Raw genomic sequence first — 16763 nt, 5'->3', positions numbered from 1 at the left:
GCGATCAGCGGGCGGCGACACGCGCGTGCATGCGTCCGCGTCGATAGCGTGGACCCGTGGACAGTGGAGCGCGCGTCGGCCGGCCCAAGGCGTCTTCACGAGAGACACTCGCCGAAGCGGCCTGCGAGCTCTTCCTCGAACAGGGCTTCGCGGCGACGTCGATCGTGGACATCACACGGCGCGCGGGCGTCAGCCGGTCGAGCTTCTTCAACTACTTCGCCTCCAAGTCCGACATCCTGTGGAGCGGGTTCGACGAGCGGCTCGACGTGGTCGCGCGTTCGTTGAGCGACGGCGTCGAGGTGGATGCCGCGCTCCGCTCCTTCGCCGAGGCGTTCGCGCCGGACAGTCTCGCGCTCGGGATCGTGAATGCGGCGATCATGGGTATCGAGAGCGATCTCGAGTCCGAACGCGCCCGCCGCCAGCTGCGGCTGAGCGGTCTGATCGCGGACCGGCTTCGCGCTCCGGGGGACGATTCCGCCGCCGCGGACATCGACGGGGCGGCGCGCGCGGCCGCCATCTTCAGCGCCGTATGGCGGTGGGCCGGGTCGGGCCCCGGAACGTCATCTCTCCCCGACGAGGTGACGGCGGCGCTGGCGCTCGTGCTGCCGCGCTGACCCGCCGCGGACGCGTAGAATCGGTGGATCATGGCGACTTTCGGCACTCTCTCCGACCGGCTCACCGAGACCTTCCGCAACCTCCGCACCAAAGGGAAGCTCACTCCCGCGGACGTCGACGGCACCGTCCGCGAGATCCGTCGTGCGCTGCTCGACGCCGACGTGGCGCTGACGGTCGTCAAGGATTTCACCGCGAAGGTGCGCGAGCGCGCGCTGGGCGACGAGGTGAACCGGGCCCTGAACCCGGCGCAGCAGGTCGTTCAGATCGTCAACGAGGAGCTCGTGGCCATCCTCGGCGGTCAGCAGCGTCGCCTCGAATTCGCGAAGAACCCTCCCACCGTCATCATGCTCGCGGGGCTCCAGGGCTCGGGAAAGACCACCTTCGCCGGCAAGCTCGCCAAGCGGCTCGAGAAGGACGGCCACACCCCGCTCCTGGTCGCGTGCGACCTGCAGCGCCCGAACGCCGTCAACCAGCTGCAGGTCGTCGCCGAGCGAGCAGGGGCCGCGATCTTCGCCCCGGAACCGGGCAACGGCGTCGGCGACCCGGTCGCGGTCGCGCGCGCCGGCGTCGAGACGGCGCGCCGTCAGCAGCACGATGTGGTCATCATCGACACCGCCGGACGGCTGGGTGTCGATGCGCAGCTGATGAAGCAGGCCGCCGACATCCGCACCGCGACCCGACCGGACGAGGTGCTCTTCGTCATCGACGCGATGATCGGCCAGGACGCGGTCAACACGGCCAAGGCCTTCCAGGACGGGGTCGACTTCACCGGCGTGGTGCTGTCCAAGCTCGACGGCGACGCGCGCGGCGGTGCCGCGCTCTCGGTGGCCTCGGTGACCGGTCGCCCGATCATCTTCGCCTCGACGGGAGAGGGGCTCGATGACCTCGAGCCCTTCCACCCGGACCGCATGGCCAGCCGCATCCTGGACCTCGGCGACATCCTCACCCTGATCGAGCAGGCGCAGCAGACGTTCGACGAAGAGGAAGCGCGCAAGGTCGCCGACAAGATCGCGACGGAGCAGTTCACCCTCGAAGACTTCCTCGAGCAGATGCAGCAGTTCAAGAAGATGGGCTCGATGAAGAAGATGCTCGGGATGCTCCCGGGCATGGGCCAGATGAAGCAGCAGATCGACGACTTCGATGAGCGTGAGATCGATCGGACGGAGGCGATCATCCGGTCGATGACGCCGGGCGAGCGCCGCAATCCGAAGGTTCTCAACGGCTCCCGACGCCTGCGCATCGCGCGCGGGTCGGGGATGACGGTCACCGACGTCAACCAGCTCGTCCAGCGCTTCGACCAGGCTGCCAAGATGATGAAGACGGTCGCTCGGGGAGGTGTTCCGAACGTCCCGGGCATGGGGCCCATGGGGGGCAAGCCGGGTGCTTCAGCCAAGCGCGGCGGCGGCAAGAACTCCAAGAAGAAGAGCGGATCGCGCTCGGGGAATCCGGCCAAGCGTGCGGCCGAGAACGCGGGGGTCGCCGCCTCGGAGGCGACCGGTTCGGGATTCGGCCTGGGTGCCGGCAGGGACATGCCCAGTGAGGCGGATCTTGCCGAGCTGCAGAAGATGCTCGGCAAAGGCTGAGATCAGTCGCGCATCGCGGCGAGGTGCTCGCGGAGGGTCGGCCCTCCGCGGAACTCGCGGATGAGATGCTGCACGACCTCGCGCAGATCACCGCCGGCGGCATCGGCCACGACGAGCTGACGCGACGAGCTCGCGCCCTCGGCGATGATCCGGTTCACGCCGGCGTACTCCTTGGCGCACTTGAGCTCGACCGCGATCTCCGCGTGCCGCTCCAGCGTCTCCATCAGGTGCTCGCGGACGGGCACCTGCGTGCCGTCGGGGGCGACGATCACCTGAGCGTCCAGTCCGTATCGGGCAGCCCGCCACTTGTTCTCGCGCACGAACCACGGCTGGATCATCGTGAGCTCGCGCCCTTCGTCGAGCTCGCGCGAGAAGTGCTCGACGAGAACCTGGGTGAGGGCGGCCACGGCGGCGAGTTCGGGAAGCGTCGACATGCCGTCGCACGCGCGCACTTCGATGGTGCCCCAGCGTGGTGCGGGCCGGATGTCCCACCTCACCTCCGTCGCATCGGCCATCACGCCGGTGCGGACCATGTCGTCGAGATAGGCCTCGAACTCCGCCCAGTCCCGCAGCGGCCAGGGCAGACCCGCCGTGGGCAGCTGCTGGAACACCAGCGCACGGTTCGACGCGTAGCCCGTTCGATCCCCGGCCCAGAAGGGGCTCGAGGCGGAGAGGGCCTGAAGGTGGGGGAGATACACCGAGAGCGCGTTCATGATCGGCAGGACCTTGGCGACGTCATCGATGCCGACGTGCACGTGGATGCCCCAGATCATCATGTTGCGCCCCCACCACTGCGTGCGCTCGATGAGCTCGTGATAGCGGGTCTTGTCGGTGATCTCCTGGTCGTACCACTGCGCGAACGGGTGGCTCCCCGCGCACATCAGCTCGACCCCGAGCGGATCGGTGATGCTGCGCACCGTCTCGATCGCGTCGGCGATGTCGTCCACGGCGGCAGCGACCGTCTGGCCGACGCCGCTGGTGAGCTCGAGCGTGTTCGTCAGCAGCTCCTGGGTGACGGTGAACCGTTCGAGCGCCGTGTCCTCGGGGAGGGCGGCGAACACCTCCGGGGCACGCGGCACCAGGTCGCCGGTCCGCCGATCGGCGAGCATCAGCTCCCACTCGATGCCGACCGAGGAGCGCGCGGATGTCGCGAAGGGCACCGTCATGCCGTCATCCTGCCACGCCGCTGCGGGCGCGGATCAGAATGTCGGGGGAATCAGTGCGGCGCGCCGAGCTCGATCAGCAGAACGCCCCCGGCGATGGCGATGATCCCGAGGCCCATCACCCACGTGAAGGGCTCCTTGAAGAGCACGCGCGCCAGGACCGCGGTCAGCGCGACCCCGCAGGCGGACCAGATACCGTATGCCACACCGACCGGCATGCCGTTCGCCAGACAGAGGAACAGCAGAGTGAAGGCCAGGACATAGGAGACGACCACGGGCGCGATCCAGACGCGCTTCTTGAAGCCCTCCGATGCGCGCAGCGACATCGTGCCCGTCACCTCGAAGACGATCGCTCCCGCGAGGAGCAGCCAGGTCATCGTCGTCCCTCCCTCGTGTCGGCTGCTTCGGCCGTGGCCGTCGCGATCGGACCGGTCGCCGGCGCCTGCCGCGAGTGGGTGCTCGCACCCATCTCCACCAGCAGCACCCCGCCGATGACGATCGCGATCCCGAGACTCATGAGCCAGGTCAGCGGGTCGCCGTAGAGCAGTGCGGCCAGCACGGCGGTCAGCGCGACACCCGACGCGGCCCAGACGCCGTAGGTCAGGCCGATCGGGGCTCCCGCGCGCAGCAGCAGAGCCAGACACAGGAAGGCGCCGCCGTAGCCGAGAAGGACGAGGACGATCCAGCCGGCGTGGTCCACGAGCTGTCGCAGCGAGAGAGTCGCCGACACCTCCAGCACGATGGCGCCGACGAGGTACAACCATTTGGCCATGGGGGAGACTTTCGGGCGGGGGCGGGTTGACCCGCTCACCCTAGCGGACCCTTGCCGGAGCGGCCGTCGGCGCGGTTCGCGACGCCGCGCAGGATCTGGCAGAATAGAGGGTCGGACCCGGCGCTCGACCCTCTATCCAGCGCCGTGGACCGTTCCAGAGCTTCCGCCGGGTGTGCACCCCACGCTCCAGGCGATCGGTTCGTTCGCTTTCACTCATTCAGGAGAATCGTGGCTGTCAAGATCCGCCTCAAGCGCCTCGGAAAGATCCGTGCGCCCTATTACCGCATCGTCGTGGCCGACTCGCGCACCAAGCGCGACGGTCGTGTCATCGAAGAGATCGGCAAGTACCACCCGACCGAGGAGCCCTCGTTCATCGAGGTCGACTCCGACCGCGCCCAGTACTGGCTCGGCGTCGGCGCTCAGCCGACCGACCAGGTGCGTGCCATCCTCAAGCTCACGGGCGACTGGGGTCGTCACCAGGGTGACAAGGACGCCGTTTCGACAGTGAAGACCGCCGAGACGAAGGCAGCATTCGAGGTCGACGCCGACAAGAAGTCGGTCATCAAGCCCAAGGTCGAGAAGAAGGCCGAGGAGCCCGCCGCCGACGCTGCCGAGGACGCCGCGGCGTCCGACGAGTCCGCCGAAGCGTAATTCCGTGCTCGCCGCCGCGCTCGAACACGTCGTCAAGGGGATCGTCGATCACCCCGACGACGTCCGCATCGTCTCCTCCTCGTCGTCACGAGGGGATGTCCTCGAGGTGCACGTGCACTCCGATGACCGCGGACGCGTGATCGGGCGCGGCGGACGCACCGCCAAGGCGCTGCGCACGCTCATCACCGCGCTCGCCGATGGCCGCCGTGTGCGGGTCGACGTCGCGGATGACTGACGTGGCCCCCTCCGGTGACGCCCGCCCGCCGGTCGGCTCCAAAACGCAGTTGCGCGTCGGTCGCCTCGTCAAGGCGCACGGCCTGAAAGGCGCGCTCAAGCTCGAGCTGTACACCGACGACCCCGACGGACGCTTCGTGCCGGGGGCGACGTTCACCCTCCAGGTTCCCGAGTCCTCGCCCTGGCATGGGAAGCCGCTGACCGTGCGCGAGTTCCGCTGGATGAACTCCCATCCCGTCGCCTTCTTCGAGGGCGTCGACGACCGCACCGCCGCCGAGGAGCTCGTCCGCGCGATTCTGTGGATCGACGAGGCCGCCGCCTCCGACGAAGAGGACGCGTGGTACGACCACCAGCTGGTCGGACTCGACGTCGTGCGAGACGGTGCCGTCGTCGGTCGCGTGGCGCGCGTCGACCACCTGCCGTCGCAGGACCTTCTCGCGGTCCTTCTCGCCGACGAGACGGAAGTGCTCGTTCCGTTCGTCAAGGCCATCGTGCCCGAGGTCGATCTCGCGGCAGGCCGGGTGCGGATCACACCGCCGGCGGGTCTGTTCGAGGAGCTGCCCCCCGAAGCCGACGAGGCACTCGGCGGCGAGGTTCCCGAGGCCCGCACCGAGCAGGAGTGATCACGGCATGCGCATCGACATCGTCACGATCTTTCCGGCGTTCTTCGATGTGCTCGATGTCTCGCTGATCGGCAAGGCCCGCGCGCGGGGACTCCTCGACGTGCGCGTGCACGACCTCCGCTCCTGGACTCGCGATCGTCATCGCACCGTCGACGACACCCCTTACGGCGGGGGTGCCGGCATGGTGATGAAGCCGGAGCCGTGGGGTGAGGCGCTCGACGAGATCCTCGAGGAACGGACCGCCCTCATCGTTCCGTCGCCAGCGGGGGAACGGTTCTCGCAGTCGCTCGCTCGCGAGCTGTCCGCCGAGGGCCACCTCGCCTTCGCGTGCGGCCGGTACGAGGGCATCGACCAGCGTGTCATCGATCACTACGCCGCGCGAGGGCGCGTGCGTCTCGTGAGTCTCGGCGACTACGTGCTCAACGGTGGCGAGGTGGCCGCGATGGCCATGATCGAGGCGACGACGCGCTTGATTCCGGGCGTCATCGGCAACCCCGGCAGTCTCGTTGAGGAGTCGCACGAAGAGGGGCTGCTGGAATACCCGATCTACACCAAGCCGCCGGTGTGGCGCGGTCTCGAGGTGCCGGAGATCCTGCTCAGCGGCAACCACGGCGCGATCGCGCAGTGGCGGCTCGCGCAGAGCGTCGAGCGCACGCGCGCTCACCGTCCCGACCTGCTCTGAGCCCGAGCCGGCGAGGCGAGGTCAGTCGACGCCGAGGTGCGACCGGTCGGTGAGGACGACAGGTCCGGCGTCGGTGATCGCGATCGTGTGCTCGGAGTGCGCGCCGCGCGAGCCGTCGGCGCTGCGCAGGGTCCATCCGTCCTTGTCGGTGACCAGCTTGTCGGTGGACTGCAGGAACCACGGCTCGAGTGCCAGCACGAGTCCGTCGCGAAGCGGGTATCCCCGGCCGGGCTTGCCGTCGTTGGGCACGTGCGGGTCGCCGTGCATCTCGCGGCCGACGCCGTGTCCGCCGAAGTCGGTGTTGATCGAGAGGCCGTCGGCGCGCGCGACCTCGGCGACCGCGTGGGAGATGTCGCCGATGCGATTCCCGACGGTCGCGGCGCCGATGGCGGCCTCGAGGGCGCGCCGGGTGGTGTCGATGAGGGCGAGGTCCTCGTCGCGCGCAGAACCGACCACGAAGGACACGGCCGAGTCGGCCACCCAGCCGTCCACGGCGACGGCGAAATCGAGCGTGACGAGGTCGCCGTCGCGCAGGTCGTAATCGAAGGGGAGCCCGTGCAGCACCGCGTCGTTGATCGAGGTGCAGATGACCTTGCCGAACGGGCTCGCGCCGAAGGAGGGGTGGTAGTCGATGTAGCACGACGTCGCACCGGCCCGCCGGATGAGGTCGTGAGCGCGTCGGTCGATCGTGAGCAGATTCGTCCCCACTCTGGTGTCTTCGCGGAGCGTCGCCAGGGTCTCGGCGACGAATCGGCCGGCCGGCCGCATCGCGTCGATCTCGGCCGGAGTGCGCAGTTCGATCATCGGGGTCCTTTCGCGGGGCGGTCTCCATTCTCTCCGATACGTCGACCGCGGGCTGTGAGGATGCCCATCATCGCCGTACGTGCCCCGCCACCGAGCGCGGCGCGGCGTACCATCGGGGGCATGTGGCTCCGTCGCGGATTCTTCGCGTGGCTCCTCCCCGCCGCGTTCGTGCTCCCCGTATGGCTCCTGGTGGGCTGGGGCGTGTTCGATGCGAGCGGATGGGCGTTCCTGTGGGTGCTGTTCCTGGCCATCCCCTCGGTGTTCGTGGGGCAGCTGATCCTCACCCTCCTCGTGCGGGCGCGGGGCACGGTGCGTGCTGAGCGCGCCGTGTCGTGGTGGGACGTCGGCGGGTTCGCCGTCTGGCACCTGCTGATCGTGTCGCTCGGCTTCTTCGACCCCGCGTGGTGGGCCCCCGTCATGGTGCTGACCCTGTTCGTCGCGGCAGGGCTGTTCTGGCTCCAACTCTGGCAGCTGTGGCGGGAGGCGCGTCCCGCGGCGGTCTACTTCCGCACCGACCCTTCGGTGCAACGCGGAGCGGGCTCGGCGGGGGAGAATGCCTCCCGGACCGGCGGCGCGGAACCGGACGTGTTCGTCATCGCGGAGACCGACGCCCAAAGCCCGCCCGACGCGAGCCGGCGCTGAGTCCGCACGTTTTGGCCGGGGACGGTATCCGTGGCAGAATTGTCGTTTGTGCCCTGACCTGCTCTGCCTCAGGGGAGCCGGCGCCGGAGACATCCGAGGCGCTCGGGCACACACCATCCTTTTTTCCGAATATCGCGCGGTCGACCTGTGGCGGCTGCAGAGAGACACGATCATGCAGATCCTCGACTCCGTCGACGCGGCTTCGCTCCGCTCCGACATTCCCGACTTCGCTCCCGGTGACACCGTCAAGGTGCACGTCAACATCACCGAGGGAAACCGCTCGCGCATCCAGGTGTTCCAGGGCGTCGTCCTCGGCCGCCAGGGCGACGGCGTGCGCGAGACCTTCACGGTCCGCAAGATCAGCTTCCAGGTGGGCGTCGAGCGCACCTTCCCGGTGCACAGCCCCGTGATCGACCACATCGAGATCGTCACCCGCGGTGACGTGCGTCGCGCGAAGCTCTACTACCTCCGCAGCCTTCGCGGCAAGAAGGCCAAGATCAAGGAGAAGCGCGAGAACTGACGCTTCGCCCTCACGAAGCCCCCGGCGGTCGACGCCGGGGGCTTCGTCGTTCACTTCGGCGGCGACGCGCGGGCTCCGACGGCACCCGCGACCGGCGGAGATGTGCGAACCTGGAAGAACCCGTCCGCGAGGGCGGCGCGGAGGGGAAAAGAGCGACATGACGACCGAGAAGACCGGGACGCCGCCGTCAGGGGCACCCGAGGAAGCGCCGGCCGATCGCTCGGGGTCGCGAGGGCGAGGCTGGCTGACTTTCCTGCGTGACGTGGTGATCATCATCCTCGTCGCGCTTCTGGTGTCGTTCCTCGTCAAGACCTTCCTGGTCCGCTCGTTCTACATCCCCTCCGGCTCGATGGAGGACACGCTCGAGATCGACGACCGCATCCTCGTGGATGAGATCACGCCCCGGTTCGGAGAGTACGAGCGCGGTGACGTCGTCGTCTTCGCCGACCCCGGCGGGTGGCTTCCCCCGAGCGACGCACCCGACCGAGGGATGCTCGTGGACATGGGCGAGTGGCTGCTGTCGCTCATCGGACTGGCGGCGCCCGACAGCGATGACCACCTCGTCAAACGCATCATCGGTCTGCCCGGCGACGAGGTCGTCTGCTGCAACGACGTCGGCCAGATCACCGTCAACGGGGTCGCCATCGACGAGACCACCTACCTGAAGCTGCCCACGCCGGATTCGCCCGCGTCCGCCGACGATTTCGATGTCGTCGTTCCCGAGGACAGCCTGTGGGTGCTCGGCGACAACCGCTACCGCTCGAAGGACAGCCGCTACAACCAGGACCAGCCGGGAGAGGGCTTCGTGCCGCTGGAGAACCTGGTGGGTCGGGCGTTCCTCATTACGTGGCCGTTCGATCGGTTCGGCACCCTCGACTTCCACCACGAGGTGTTCGCGGGGGTTCCGGACGAGCCCGCGGCCGACGAGGAGGAGTCGGTCGAGTGACCGTCGCCGTTCCTCGTCTCACGCTCGAGCGGCGGCTGCTGCGCGAGCACGCGCTCGTGATCGCGTGCGACGAGGTCGGTCGCGGAGCGCTCGCGGGCCCGGTGGCGGTGGGCGCCGCCGTGGTCGACGCGGGGCGCTCTCGTCGACGCGTGCCGGAGGGGCTGCGGGATTCCAAGCTCGTCCCCGAGGCTCGCCGGCCCGAGGTGGCGGCGCGCGCTGCATCGTGGGTGTCGGCGAACGCCGTCGGATGGGCCACCGCGGCGGAGATCGACGAGGTCGGGATCATCCGCGCGCTCGGCCTCGCCGCGCTGCGCGCGATCGGCGATCTGCGCGCCCAGGGGGTCGTCCCCGAGGAGGCGATCGTGATCCTCGACGGCAATCACGACTACATCACCCCGGCCGGAGGCGCCGGCCTGTCGGTCACACCGGTGATCAAGGCAGACCGGGATTGCGCAAGCGCCGCGGCGGCTTCGGTCATCGCCAAGGTGGCCCGTGACGGTCTCATGACCGGGCTGCACGACGCTTTGCCCGCCTACCACTGGGCGCGCAACAAGGGCTACGCCAGCCCCGATCACCGGGAGGCGATCCGCCGGCACGGCATGAGCCCCCACCATCGTGCGTCGTGGTCCATCGCGAGTGCTCCGACCCTGTTCTGAGCCGCGCCGGGACGTCAGTCCCAGTCGAGGTAGTCCTCGATCGGCCAGGCCGTCTCGCCGACGTGAGTGAGGGGGAAGAGGTCGGCCGCGCCGTCGATCGTCACGAGGCTGACCCGCTCCGGGGCCGCGGCGCGCAGGGTTTCGCCGTTCGCCGGAGGCATCACGCGGTCGGCTGACCCTTGGAGAGCGAGCACCGGGATCCCGGGCGCGAGAGTCGCGGCGCCGATCTCCGCAGACGCGGCGCGGGCGGCGCGCTGCAGAGCCATCCGCTCCCGGTCGTAGGCGTTCTCGGGGATCTCGGACGTGGGGGACACCTCCACGGGCGCCTCGCCCTCGACGGCGAGCAGCAGCACGCCGGCGGCACGCGCGGGATGGTTCAGGGCGACCGTCCGCGCGACGGTGCCGCCGAACCCGTGTCCGCCCACCCACGGCCGTGTCATGCCCACGTGATCCATCACGTCCACGACGTCCTGCGCGAGATCGTGGAGCGTCGGCGCCGGTACGGCGTCGTTCGGCCGGCGGCAGCCGATCCTCACCACGCGGAAGTCCTCTTCGCCGAGGGCCTCCGCCAGCAGGCCGAGATAGCCGAGCCGGAGTCCGGCGCCGGGCAGGAGCACGAGAGCCGGTCCGTCGCCGTGGTCGTCGGCGTAGGGGACGGCGCGTCCGTCCGGTTCGAAGATCTCGGTCTCAGCCACGGTTATGGAGTCCTTTCAGCGGGTGCGGGATGTGCCGCGCACACCACGCTACGGGAATCGACCTGATGATCCGGACCACGTGATCGCGCGGTCTCGGCGCGGCCGTCACGACCGTAGGATGGGGGGATCATGGATGACGAAGTCTTCGAGGACTACGACCGCGAACTCGAGCTTGCCCTGTACAAGGAGTATCGCGACGTCGTCTCCCAGTTCCAGTACGTCATCGAGACGGAACGGCGGTTCTACCTCGCCAATGACGTCAACGTCGTGCGCCGCGACAGCGAGCACGACTTCTATTTCGAGATCACGATGACCGACGTGTGGGTGTGGGACATCTATCGCGCCGACCGCTTCGTCAAGTCCGTGCGGGTGCTGACCTTCAAGGACGTCAACGTCGAAGAGCTGACGCGACGGGACTTCCGGCTGCCGGACGAGCTCTCCCTCGACAGCTGACTTCCGGGCGGAGCGGGGCCTGTGAGTCCGCCGGTCCGTCCACAGATCGCCCGGATGTGCCGCGCGGCGATGCCTGAGGCGGACAGGGTCGTCTCATGGCGATCAAGGACGACCTCGGGCGTGCCGGTGAGCAGGCCGCGCACGATCATCTCGTCGCGCTCGGCTTCGTGGTTCTCGATCGCAACTGGCGCTGCGGGCAGGGCGAGATCGACATCGTGGCCCGCGAGGCGGGCGAACTCGTCATCGTCGAGGTGAAGACGCGCAGGAGCACCGGATTCGGGCATCCTTTCGACGCGATCGACGAGCGCAAGCGGAGTCGCCTCTGGCGCCTGGGGCGCGCGTGGGCGGCGGCCCATCCGGAGCCGTCCCGGGGGCTCGCCCTTCGGACGGATGTGATCGGCGTGACGGGTTCCCCTCCGGGCCGTGCACGTATCGAGCATCTCCGCGATCTGCGCTGACCGTTCCTGTCCTGCCCTCCCCAGCCTCGTCACGAGGCCGTTCATGCACGGCCGAGCAGATTCGCTCCGCGGCCGGTGTCGCGAGGGCGCAGTCTCGGGGCATGACACGCTCCTCCCTCCGCCCGCCGGTCCCGGCATGACCGTCGCTCGCACCTGGGCCGTCGCCCTCAACGGGGCGGTCGGCTCGATCGTCGAGGTCGAGGCCGACCTGTCCAATCAGACGCCCGACATGCGCATCATCGGGCTCCCCGACAAGGCTCTCAACGAAGCGTCGCGTCGCGTGCACAACGCGTGCGAGAACAGCGGTCTGCCCCTGCCTCGACGGCGGCTCACGGTGAACCTGTCGCCGGCGAACCTCCCCAAGCACGGATCGGCGTTCGACCTCGCGATCGCCGTCGCCGCGATCGCGACCGAGACCGATCTCGATGTGGGGTCGGTCTCGGCCACGGTGCACGTCGGCGAAGTGGGACTCGACGGGCGGCTGCGGCCGGTGCCGGGGGTGCTGCCCGCGGTCGTCGCGGCCACGCGGGCCGGCTTCGCCCGCGTGGTGGTTCCGCATGCGAACGGCCCGGAGGCGCGTCTCGTCCACGGTATCGAGGTGCGCGCTGCCACGACGCTCGCGGAGGTCGCTGCCCTCCACGGCGCCGGGGTGGACGTCCCCGACTGCGAGCCGGTGGCGAACGGGCGCCCGACCGACGACGTGCGCTCCGATGCCCGGCACGACCTCGCCGACGTCATCGGCCAGAACGACGCGGTGGAAGCGCTCGTCGTCGCAGCCGCGGGTGGCCACCATCTCCTCATGACGGGGCCGCCCGGAGCGGGCAAGACCATGCTCGCCCGACGGCTGCCCGGGATCCTGCCTCCACTGGACGACGAGGCGGCGCTGGCTGTCGCATCGATCCGCTCACTGGGAGGCGGAACCATCCGGTCGCTTCCGCGCGTAGCGCCGTTCGAAGCCCCGCATCACAGCGCGAGCTCGGCGGCCCTCGTCGGAGGTGGAAGTCGCGTGATCCATCCGGGCGCCGTGGCACGAGCGAGTGAGGGGGTGCTGTTCCTCGATGAGGCGGGCGAGTTCAGCGGTCACGCGCTGGACGCGCTTCGACAGCCGCTGGAGAGCGGTGAGATCGAGATCCACCGGTCGGGAGCGGTCGCGAGCTTCCCGGCGCGCTTCCAACTCGTCCTCGCGACCAACCCGTGTCCGTGCGGCGGGTACGGCATTCCGGGTTCGTCGTGCACATGCCCGCCGATGGCGATCCGTCGCTACCTGCAGCGCCTTTCGGGACCGCTGTTGGACCGCATCGACATCGAACTGACCCTGCGCCGCGTCTCGGTGGCGCAGCGGCGCGCGAGCGGTGAGGGGATGAGCACCGAGACGGCGCGTGAGCGGGTGCGCGAGGCGCGAGACCGGGCGGCGCACCGGCTTCGGGAGACCGAGTGGCGGCGCAACGCGCAGGTCGCCGGACCGTGGCTGCGCGAGGGCCCGGCTGCGCCGGATGCTGCAGCTCGCCGGCCGCTCGACATCGCGCTGCAGCGTGGCGCGCTCACGCTCCGCGCCTACGACCGCGTGCTGCGCGTCGCGTGGAGTCTGGCGGATCTCGCGGGCAGGCCGCGCCTCGGCCTCGACGACATCGGACGTGCCCTCTACCTGAAGAAGGGAATTGCTTCATGACGGACTACGACCTCACCCCGACGGCGATCCGAGACGCGCTCGGACCCTTCGGCGAGGGTCTCGATGACGAGGCGGCGGTGGAGATGTACGCCCGCGTCGCGTGGTCGCACGTCGCCGAACCGGGCGATGCCGACGCCGGTGCATTGATCGGTGCGCTCGGCCCGGCTGTCGCGCTCGACACCGTCGCCAGTTCGGTGCCGACGCCTGTCGGGGAGCTCGACGGGCTGGCCGCGCGCCACGCGTGGGCTCGGTGGCGGCCTCGCCTCGACGGCGACGCGGTCTTCCGTTCCTTGCGGGCGGCGCACCGCATCGGGGCGATGCTGATCACGCCGGCTGCGTCCGACTGGCCGGAGAGTCTGAACGACCTCGGTGCACACGCGCCCGTGGCGGTCTGGGTGCGGGGAACCGTCGACGCGTGGCGCTCGACGGCGGTGGCGATCGTCGGAGCCCGCGCGGCGACCTCCTACGGCGAGCACGTCGCCGCCGACCTCGCCGCGGGCATCGGCGCGTATGGCGGCGCCGTGGTCTCGGGCGCGGCCTACGGCGTCGACGGAGCCGCGCATCGGGCGGCGCTCGCCGTGGGTTCGCCGACGGTCGCCTTTTTGGCCGGTGGCGTCGATCGCGCCTACCCGAGAGGCAACAGCGCGCTGATCGAGCGCATTGCCGAGGTCGGGGCGCTCGTGAGTGAACTGCCACCGGGCGCAGCTCCCACGAAGTGGCGCTTCCTCCAGCGCAATCGGCTGATTGCGGCGCTCGGAGCAGCGACCGTCGTGGTCGAGGCGGGCTGGCGCAGCGGTTCGCTCAACACCGCCGGCCACGCCGTGAGCCTCGGGCGACCACTCGGCGCCGTCCCCGGCCCGGTGACCAGTGCCGCCTCGGCGGGCTGCCATCGACTGCTGCGGGAGTACGACGCGGTCGCCGTGACCGGAGCGGACGACGCCTGGGAGCTGGTGGGTCGGCTCGACGCGCGGGAGGTGGAACGCGCGGACGGTGCGATGGGTGGTCCGAGGACGGATGCGGCGACGCGCGTCGTCGACGCCCTGAGCACGCGCGCCGGTCGCTCCACCGACGAGGCGGCGCGCGGTGCCGGCCTCTCCGTCGCGGAGACGGGGTCACTTCTCGGGCTGCTCGAACTCGAAGGGCGTGTCCGCCGCGACGATCGCGGATGGCGTCGCGCCTGATCGGTGCGCCGCGCACCTCGGCGACGAAAAGGAGGGGAAGCTGGGAGCATGAGGTTCGGCGAGGCGGCGGAGAGCTACCTGGATCATCTGGCTCACGTGCGTCGGCTCTCACCACGGACCGTACGTGCATATCGCGGCGACCTCGCCGATGTCGTGGCGGCCACCGGGGATCCGGTGTTGACGGACGTCGACGTCCACGCTCTCCGCGAGTGGCTGTGGGAGTCGGTGCAGCGCGGTCACAGTGCGTCGACTCTTGCTCGCCGAGCCGCGGCGGTTCGCGGATTCTTCGCCTGGGCACTGGAGACGGGTCTGGTCGAGGTCGATCCGAGCGCTCGCCTTGTCACCCCCAAACGGGGGCGCACCCTTCCCCGGGTGGCTACCGCGGACGGCGTCTCCGACCTCCTCGACGACCTGCGCGATGCCGCACGCGACGGTGATCCCGTGCTGCTGCGGGACAGTGCGCTGCTCGAAGTGCTCTACGGCACCGCCATCCGCGTGTCCGAGCTCTGCGCTCTCGACCGCGACGCGATCGATGACGAACGCCGCACCCTCCGCGTGGTCGGGAAAGGCGACAAGGAGCGGATGGTGCCCTTCGGTGCCCCGGCCTCCGCTGCGCTCGAGGCCTATCTCGTGCGGGGTCGCCCGGTGCTGCACGCCCGCTGCGACGGCGCCCCCGTCGCCGCGGTATTCCTCGGCACCCGAGGTGCGCGCATCGGCCCGCGCGCGGTCTACGACGTTGTCGCGCGACGACTCGGGCCGGTCATCGGTGCGAGCGTCGGCCCCCATGCGCTCCGGCACTCCGCCGCCACTCACCTGCTCGACGGCGGAGCCGACCTTCGCACGGTCCAGGAGCTTCTCGGACACGCGAGCCTGGCGACCACGCAGATCTACACCCATGTCTCGAGTGAGCGCCTCGCTGCGACCTACCGCCTCGCCCACCCTCGTGCTTAGGGCCCACCCCGCGCATAGGCTGGATGCATGCCGATGGACCTTCCCATGCCCGGTGCCCGATTCCGGGGCGCCGCGGCCGCCGTCACGATCCTTGCGATCGCGTCGCTCACGGGGTGCGTGACCGAGACCGTCGTGCGCCTCCCCGAGGAGCCCACCGGATCGGCGGGGACCTCCGCGTCCTCTGCGTCGCCCTTCGTGAGTCCCGCCGAGAGGAACCCGGAGAACCTCGCCGACCAGACCGTCGAATGCTCCGAGGCGCCTCTCGAGATCGCCGAGAGGGCGGATCCGCGCGTCGACGTCGTCGGAAGCTGTCCCACGGTGACGGTCAGCGGCAACGACCTCATCATCGACGTGAGCAGTGCCGACGTCGGCGACCTGATCATTCGCGCCGACCGCGTCTCGGTGGTGGCGGCAGCGCTGCCTTCGCTGTCGATCGCGGGCTACGACGTCGTGGTCGAGGCCGACGAGATCACAGCCGCCACGGTGTCGGGGGACCGCAACACCGTCCGATCGGAGACGGGAATCGACTCGGTCGCCGTGACCGGCCACGACAACACCGTGGCAGCCGCGAGCGGCATCGGGGAGATCGACGACGCGGGAGAGCGCAACACCATCGGCTGAGCGGCGGCGATCGGTTCGCAGCAGGGGAGGAGCACGGCGCGAGGCACTCCGCCCAACAGCAGCAGGGGATTGATGTACTCGCCATCGAGCCGCACGCCGAAGTGGAGCGCGCCCGGCGGGGTATGGCCACCCGTCGACAGCGTTCCCACCGGCTCTCCCGCGACGACGGCTTCGCCCACGGTGGCCTCGGGCGAGACCGGCTCGAGGGTCGTGACGAGTCCGCCGCCGTGGTCGATCGTGACGACGCCGCGTCCGGCGACCGGCCCGGCGAACGCGATCACCCCTGCTGCCGGGGACGAGATCACGCGGGCGGGGTCGGACGGGGCGATATCGACACCGCGATGGCCGGGGCCGTACTCGTGCGCCGGCGCGACGAAGGCTTCGACGATGCGGAACGGGTGCACCGGCCACCTCCAGCCGGCCAGAGTCTCCGGCTCGTCGTCCACAGCACGTGCCGGGCCGCCGAAGGCAACGACGACGACCAGGCTCAACAGCGCCGCCGCCGCGAGCGCACGGATGCCTCGACGGGCGGATGTCGAGGCCGGCAGGACGAGCATGGCCCTATCGTCGCGTCCCGTGACGGGTGCGCGTACGCCGACGGATGAACCTGTGGAGGGCTCCGACGGTCCGCCGCGTGGGGAGGGTCTCCGGCTGGTATGATCGAGGGGCATCCCGTTCTCGGGGTGACTACGCGTGCCCTCAGCGCGCCGGTTCCGGCGCGTGGCATCCACTCCCTCCGGTCCTCTTCCCGATCCACACATCGGCAGGGGCGGGGGTGCGCCGGGCACCAGGACGCGTCGGCCGACCGGCCGACCGATAACCGAAATCGGCGCGCACGCGCCAG

Annotated in this window: 21 protein-coding genes and 1 pseudogene; 16 read left to right on the top strand and 6 right to left on the bottom strand. The window is 70.0% G+C overall.

What is annotated here, in order from left to right:
* Window positions 1–56: 56 nt before the first annotated feature.
* Both B3S45_RS11600 and ffh read left to right on the top strand, forming a co-directional pair.
* Window positions 57–614 carry a TetR/AcrR family transcriptional regulator gene (locus B3S45_RS11600; RefSeq protein ID WP_071043188.1) on the top strand — a complete coding sequence of 186 codons (558 nt, stop codon included), beginning with the start codon at window positions 57–59 and terminating at the stop codon, window positions 612–614.
* Between the two features lie 30 nt (window positions 615–644).
* Window positions 645–2198 (top strand): signal recognition particle protein, encoded by a 1554-nt coding sequence (gene ffh, locus B3S45_RS11595; RefSeq protein WP_071043190.1) that lies wholly within the window; start codon window positions 645–647, stop codon window positions 2196–2198.
* A gap of 2 nt (window positions 2199–2200) precedes the next feature.
* On the opposite strand, the gene B3S45_RS11590 is transcribed toward ffh, so the two are convergent.
* The 3 genes from B3S45_RS11590 to B3S45_RS11580 are packed head-to-tail and all read right to left on the bottom strand — an operon-like array spanning window position 2201 to window position 4133.
* A complete protein-coding gene (locus B3S45_RS11590; protein ID WP_071043192.1) occupies window positions 2201–3364 on the bottom strand; it encodes a glutamate--cysteine ligase in 1164 nt (387 codons plus the stop codon).
* A gap of 50 nt (window positions 3365–3414) precedes the next feature.
* Window positions 3415–3738, bottom strand: a complete 324-nt coding sequence (locus B3S45_RS11585) for a DMT family transporter (protein ID WP_071043194.1) — start codon at window positions 3736–3738, stop codon at window positions 3415–3417.
* Window positions 3735–4133: a DMT family transporter gene (locus B3S45_RS11580; RefSeq protein ID WP_286720721.1), complete on the bottom strand. Its 399-nt coding sequence runs from the start codon at window positions 4131–4133 to the stop codon at window positions 3735–3737. Before B3S45_RS11580 ends, B3S45_RS11585 begins: the two co-directional genes overlap by 4 nt.
* Before the next feature lie 228 nt (window positions 4134–4361).
* On the opposite strand from B3S45_RS11580, the gene rpsP reads away from it, so the two are divergent.
* The 4 genes from rpsP to trmD are packed head-to-tail and all read left to right on the top strand — an operon-like array spanning window position 4362 to window position 6323.
* Window positions 4362–4784 (top strand): 30S ribosomal protein S16, encoded by a 423-nt coding sequence (gene rpsP, locus B3S45_RS11575; protein WP_071043198.1) that lies wholly within the window; start codon window positions 4362–4364, stop codon window positions 4782–4784.
* Window positions 4785–4788: 4 nt separating this feature from the next.
* Window positions 4789–5019 (top strand): RNA-binding protein, encoded by a 231-nt coding sequence (locus tag B3S45_RS11570; protein WP_071043200.1) that lies wholly within the window; start codon window positions 4789–4791, stop codon window positions 5017–5019.
* Window positions 5012–5641, top strand: coding sequence for a ribosome maturation factor RimM (rimM, locus tag B3S45_RS11565; RefSeq protein ID WP_228481007.1), 630 nt, complete (start codon window positions 5012–5014; stop codon window positions 5639–5641). The genes B3S45_RS11570 and rimM overlap by 8 nt, the downstream gene beginning before the upstream one ends.
* Window positions 5642–5648: 7 nt before the next feature.
* Window positions 5649–6323, top strand: coding sequence for a tRNA (guanosine(37)-N1)-methyltransferase TrmD (gene trmD / locus B3S45_RS11560; protein WP_071043203.1), 675 nt, complete (start codon window positions 5649–5651; stop codon window positions 6321–6323).
* Between the two features lie 21 nt (window positions 6324–6344).
* Here trmD and map read toward each other — a convergent pair whose 3' ends face one another.
* A complete protein-coding gene (gene map / locus B3S45_RS11555) occupies window positions 6345–7127 on the bottom strand; it encodes a type I methionyl aminopeptidase (protein ID WP_071043205.1) in 783 nt (260 codons plus the stop codon).
* A gap of 120 nt (window positions 7128–7247) precedes the next feature.
* Between map and B3S45_RS11550 the strand changes: the two genes are divergently transcribed.
* The 4 genes from B3S45_RS11550 to B3S45_RS11535 all read left to right on the top strand — a co-directional run bounded on the left by B3S45_RS11550 (window position 7248) and on the right by B3S45_RS11535 (window position 9891).
* Entirely contained in the window at window positions 7248–7769 is a 522-nt protein-coding gene (locus B3S45_RS11550; RefSeq protein WP_194385123.1) for an MFS transporter permease, read from the top strand.
* 172 nt (window positions 7770–7941) lie between these two features.
* Complete coding sequence (gene rplS / locus B3S45_RS11545) at window positions 7942–8289, top strand: 50S ribosomal protein L19 (RefSeq protein ID WP_071043209.1); 348 nt, start codon at window positions 7942–7944, stop codon at window positions 8287–8289.
* Window positions 8290–8446: 157 nt separating this feature from the next.
* The gene (gene lepB / locus B3S45_RS11540; RefSeq protein WP_071043211.1) at window positions 8447–9235 is read left to right on the top strand and encodes a signal peptidase I; all 789 of its coding nucleotides are present in this window, start codon (window positions 8447–8449) and stop codon (window positions 9233–9235) included.
* A complete protein-coding gene (locus tag B3S45_RS11535; protein ID WP_194385125.1) occupies window positions 9232–9891 on the top strand; it encodes a ribonuclease HII in 660 nt (219 codons plus the stop codon). The genes lepB and B3S45_RS11535 overlap by 4 nt, the downstream gene beginning before the upstream one ends.
* A 14-nt stretch (window positions 9892–9905) precedes the next feature.
* On the opposite strand, the gene B3S45_RS11530 is transcribed toward B3S45_RS11535, so the two are convergent.
* On the bottom strand, window positions 9906–10586 hold the full coding sequence (locus B3S45_RS11530; protein WP_228481009.1) for an alpha/beta fold hydrolase: 681 nt from the start codon (window positions 10584–10586) through the stop codon (window positions 9906–9908).
* Window positions 10587–10715: 129 nt separating this feature from the next.
* On the opposite strand from B3S45_RS11530, the gene B3S45_RS11525 reads away from it, so the two are divergent.
* From B3S45_RS11525 to B3S45_RS11500, 6 genes are all read left to right on the top strand, one after another.
* Window positions 10716–11039 (top strand): DUF2469 family protein, encoded by a 324-nt coding sequence (locus B3S45_RS11525; protein WP_071043217.1) that lies wholly within the window; start codon window positions 10716–10718, stop codon window positions 11037–11039.
* 95 nt (window positions 11040–11134) lie between these two features.
* Window positions 11135–11497, top strand: a complete 363-nt coding sequence (locus B3S45_RS11520) for a YraN family protein (protein WP_194385126.1) — start codon at window positions 11135–11137, stop codon at window positions 11495–11497.
* A 136-nt stretch (window positions 11498–11633) separates the two neighbouring features.
* Window positions 11634–13166 carry a YifB family Mg chelatase-like AAA ATPase gene (locus tag B3S45_RS11515; RefSeq protein ID WP_071043221.1) on the top strand — a complete coding sequence of 511 codons (1533 nt, stop codon included), beginning with the start codon at window positions 11634–11636 and terminating at the stop codon, window positions 13164–13166.
* Complete coding sequence (gene dprA, locus B3S45_RS11510; protein WP_194385127.1) at window positions 13163–14347, top strand: DNA-processing protein DprA; 1185 nt, start codon at window positions 13163–13165, stop codon at window positions 14345–14347. The genes B3S45_RS11515 and dprA overlap by 4 nt, the downstream gene beginning before the upstream one ends.
* Window positions 14348–14395: 48 nt before the next feature.
* A complete protein-coding gene (locus tag B3S45_RS11505) occupies window positions 14396–15298 on the top strand; it encodes a tyrosine recombinase XerC (protein WP_194385128.1) in 903 nt (300 codons plus the stop codon).
* Between the two features lie 27 nt (window positions 15299–15325).
* Window positions 15326–15919 (top strand): DUF3060 domain-containing protein, encoded by a 594-nt coding sequence (locus B3S45_RS11500; protein WP_194385129.1) that lies wholly within the window; start codon window positions 15326–15328, stop codon window positions 15917–15919.
* 77 nt (window positions 15920–15996) lie between these two features.
* Here the strand turns inward: B3S45_RS11500 and B3S45_RS11495 are convergent.
* Window positions 15997–16476 (bottom strand): annotated as a pseudogene (locus B3S45_RS11495) (murein hydrolase activator EnvC family protein); the annotation flags it as partial.
* Window positions 16477–16763: the final 287 nt, after the last annotated feature.

The organism is Microbacterium sp. UBA1612 (assembly GCF_002321605.1).
Classification (GTDB): Bacteria; Actinomycetota; Actinomycetes; order Actinomycetales; family Microbacteriaceae; genus Microbacterium; species Microbacterium luteum.
The sequence above is the reverse complement of the archived record's forward strand: the minus strand, read 5'-3'. Positions and strand labels throughout refer to the sequence as shown.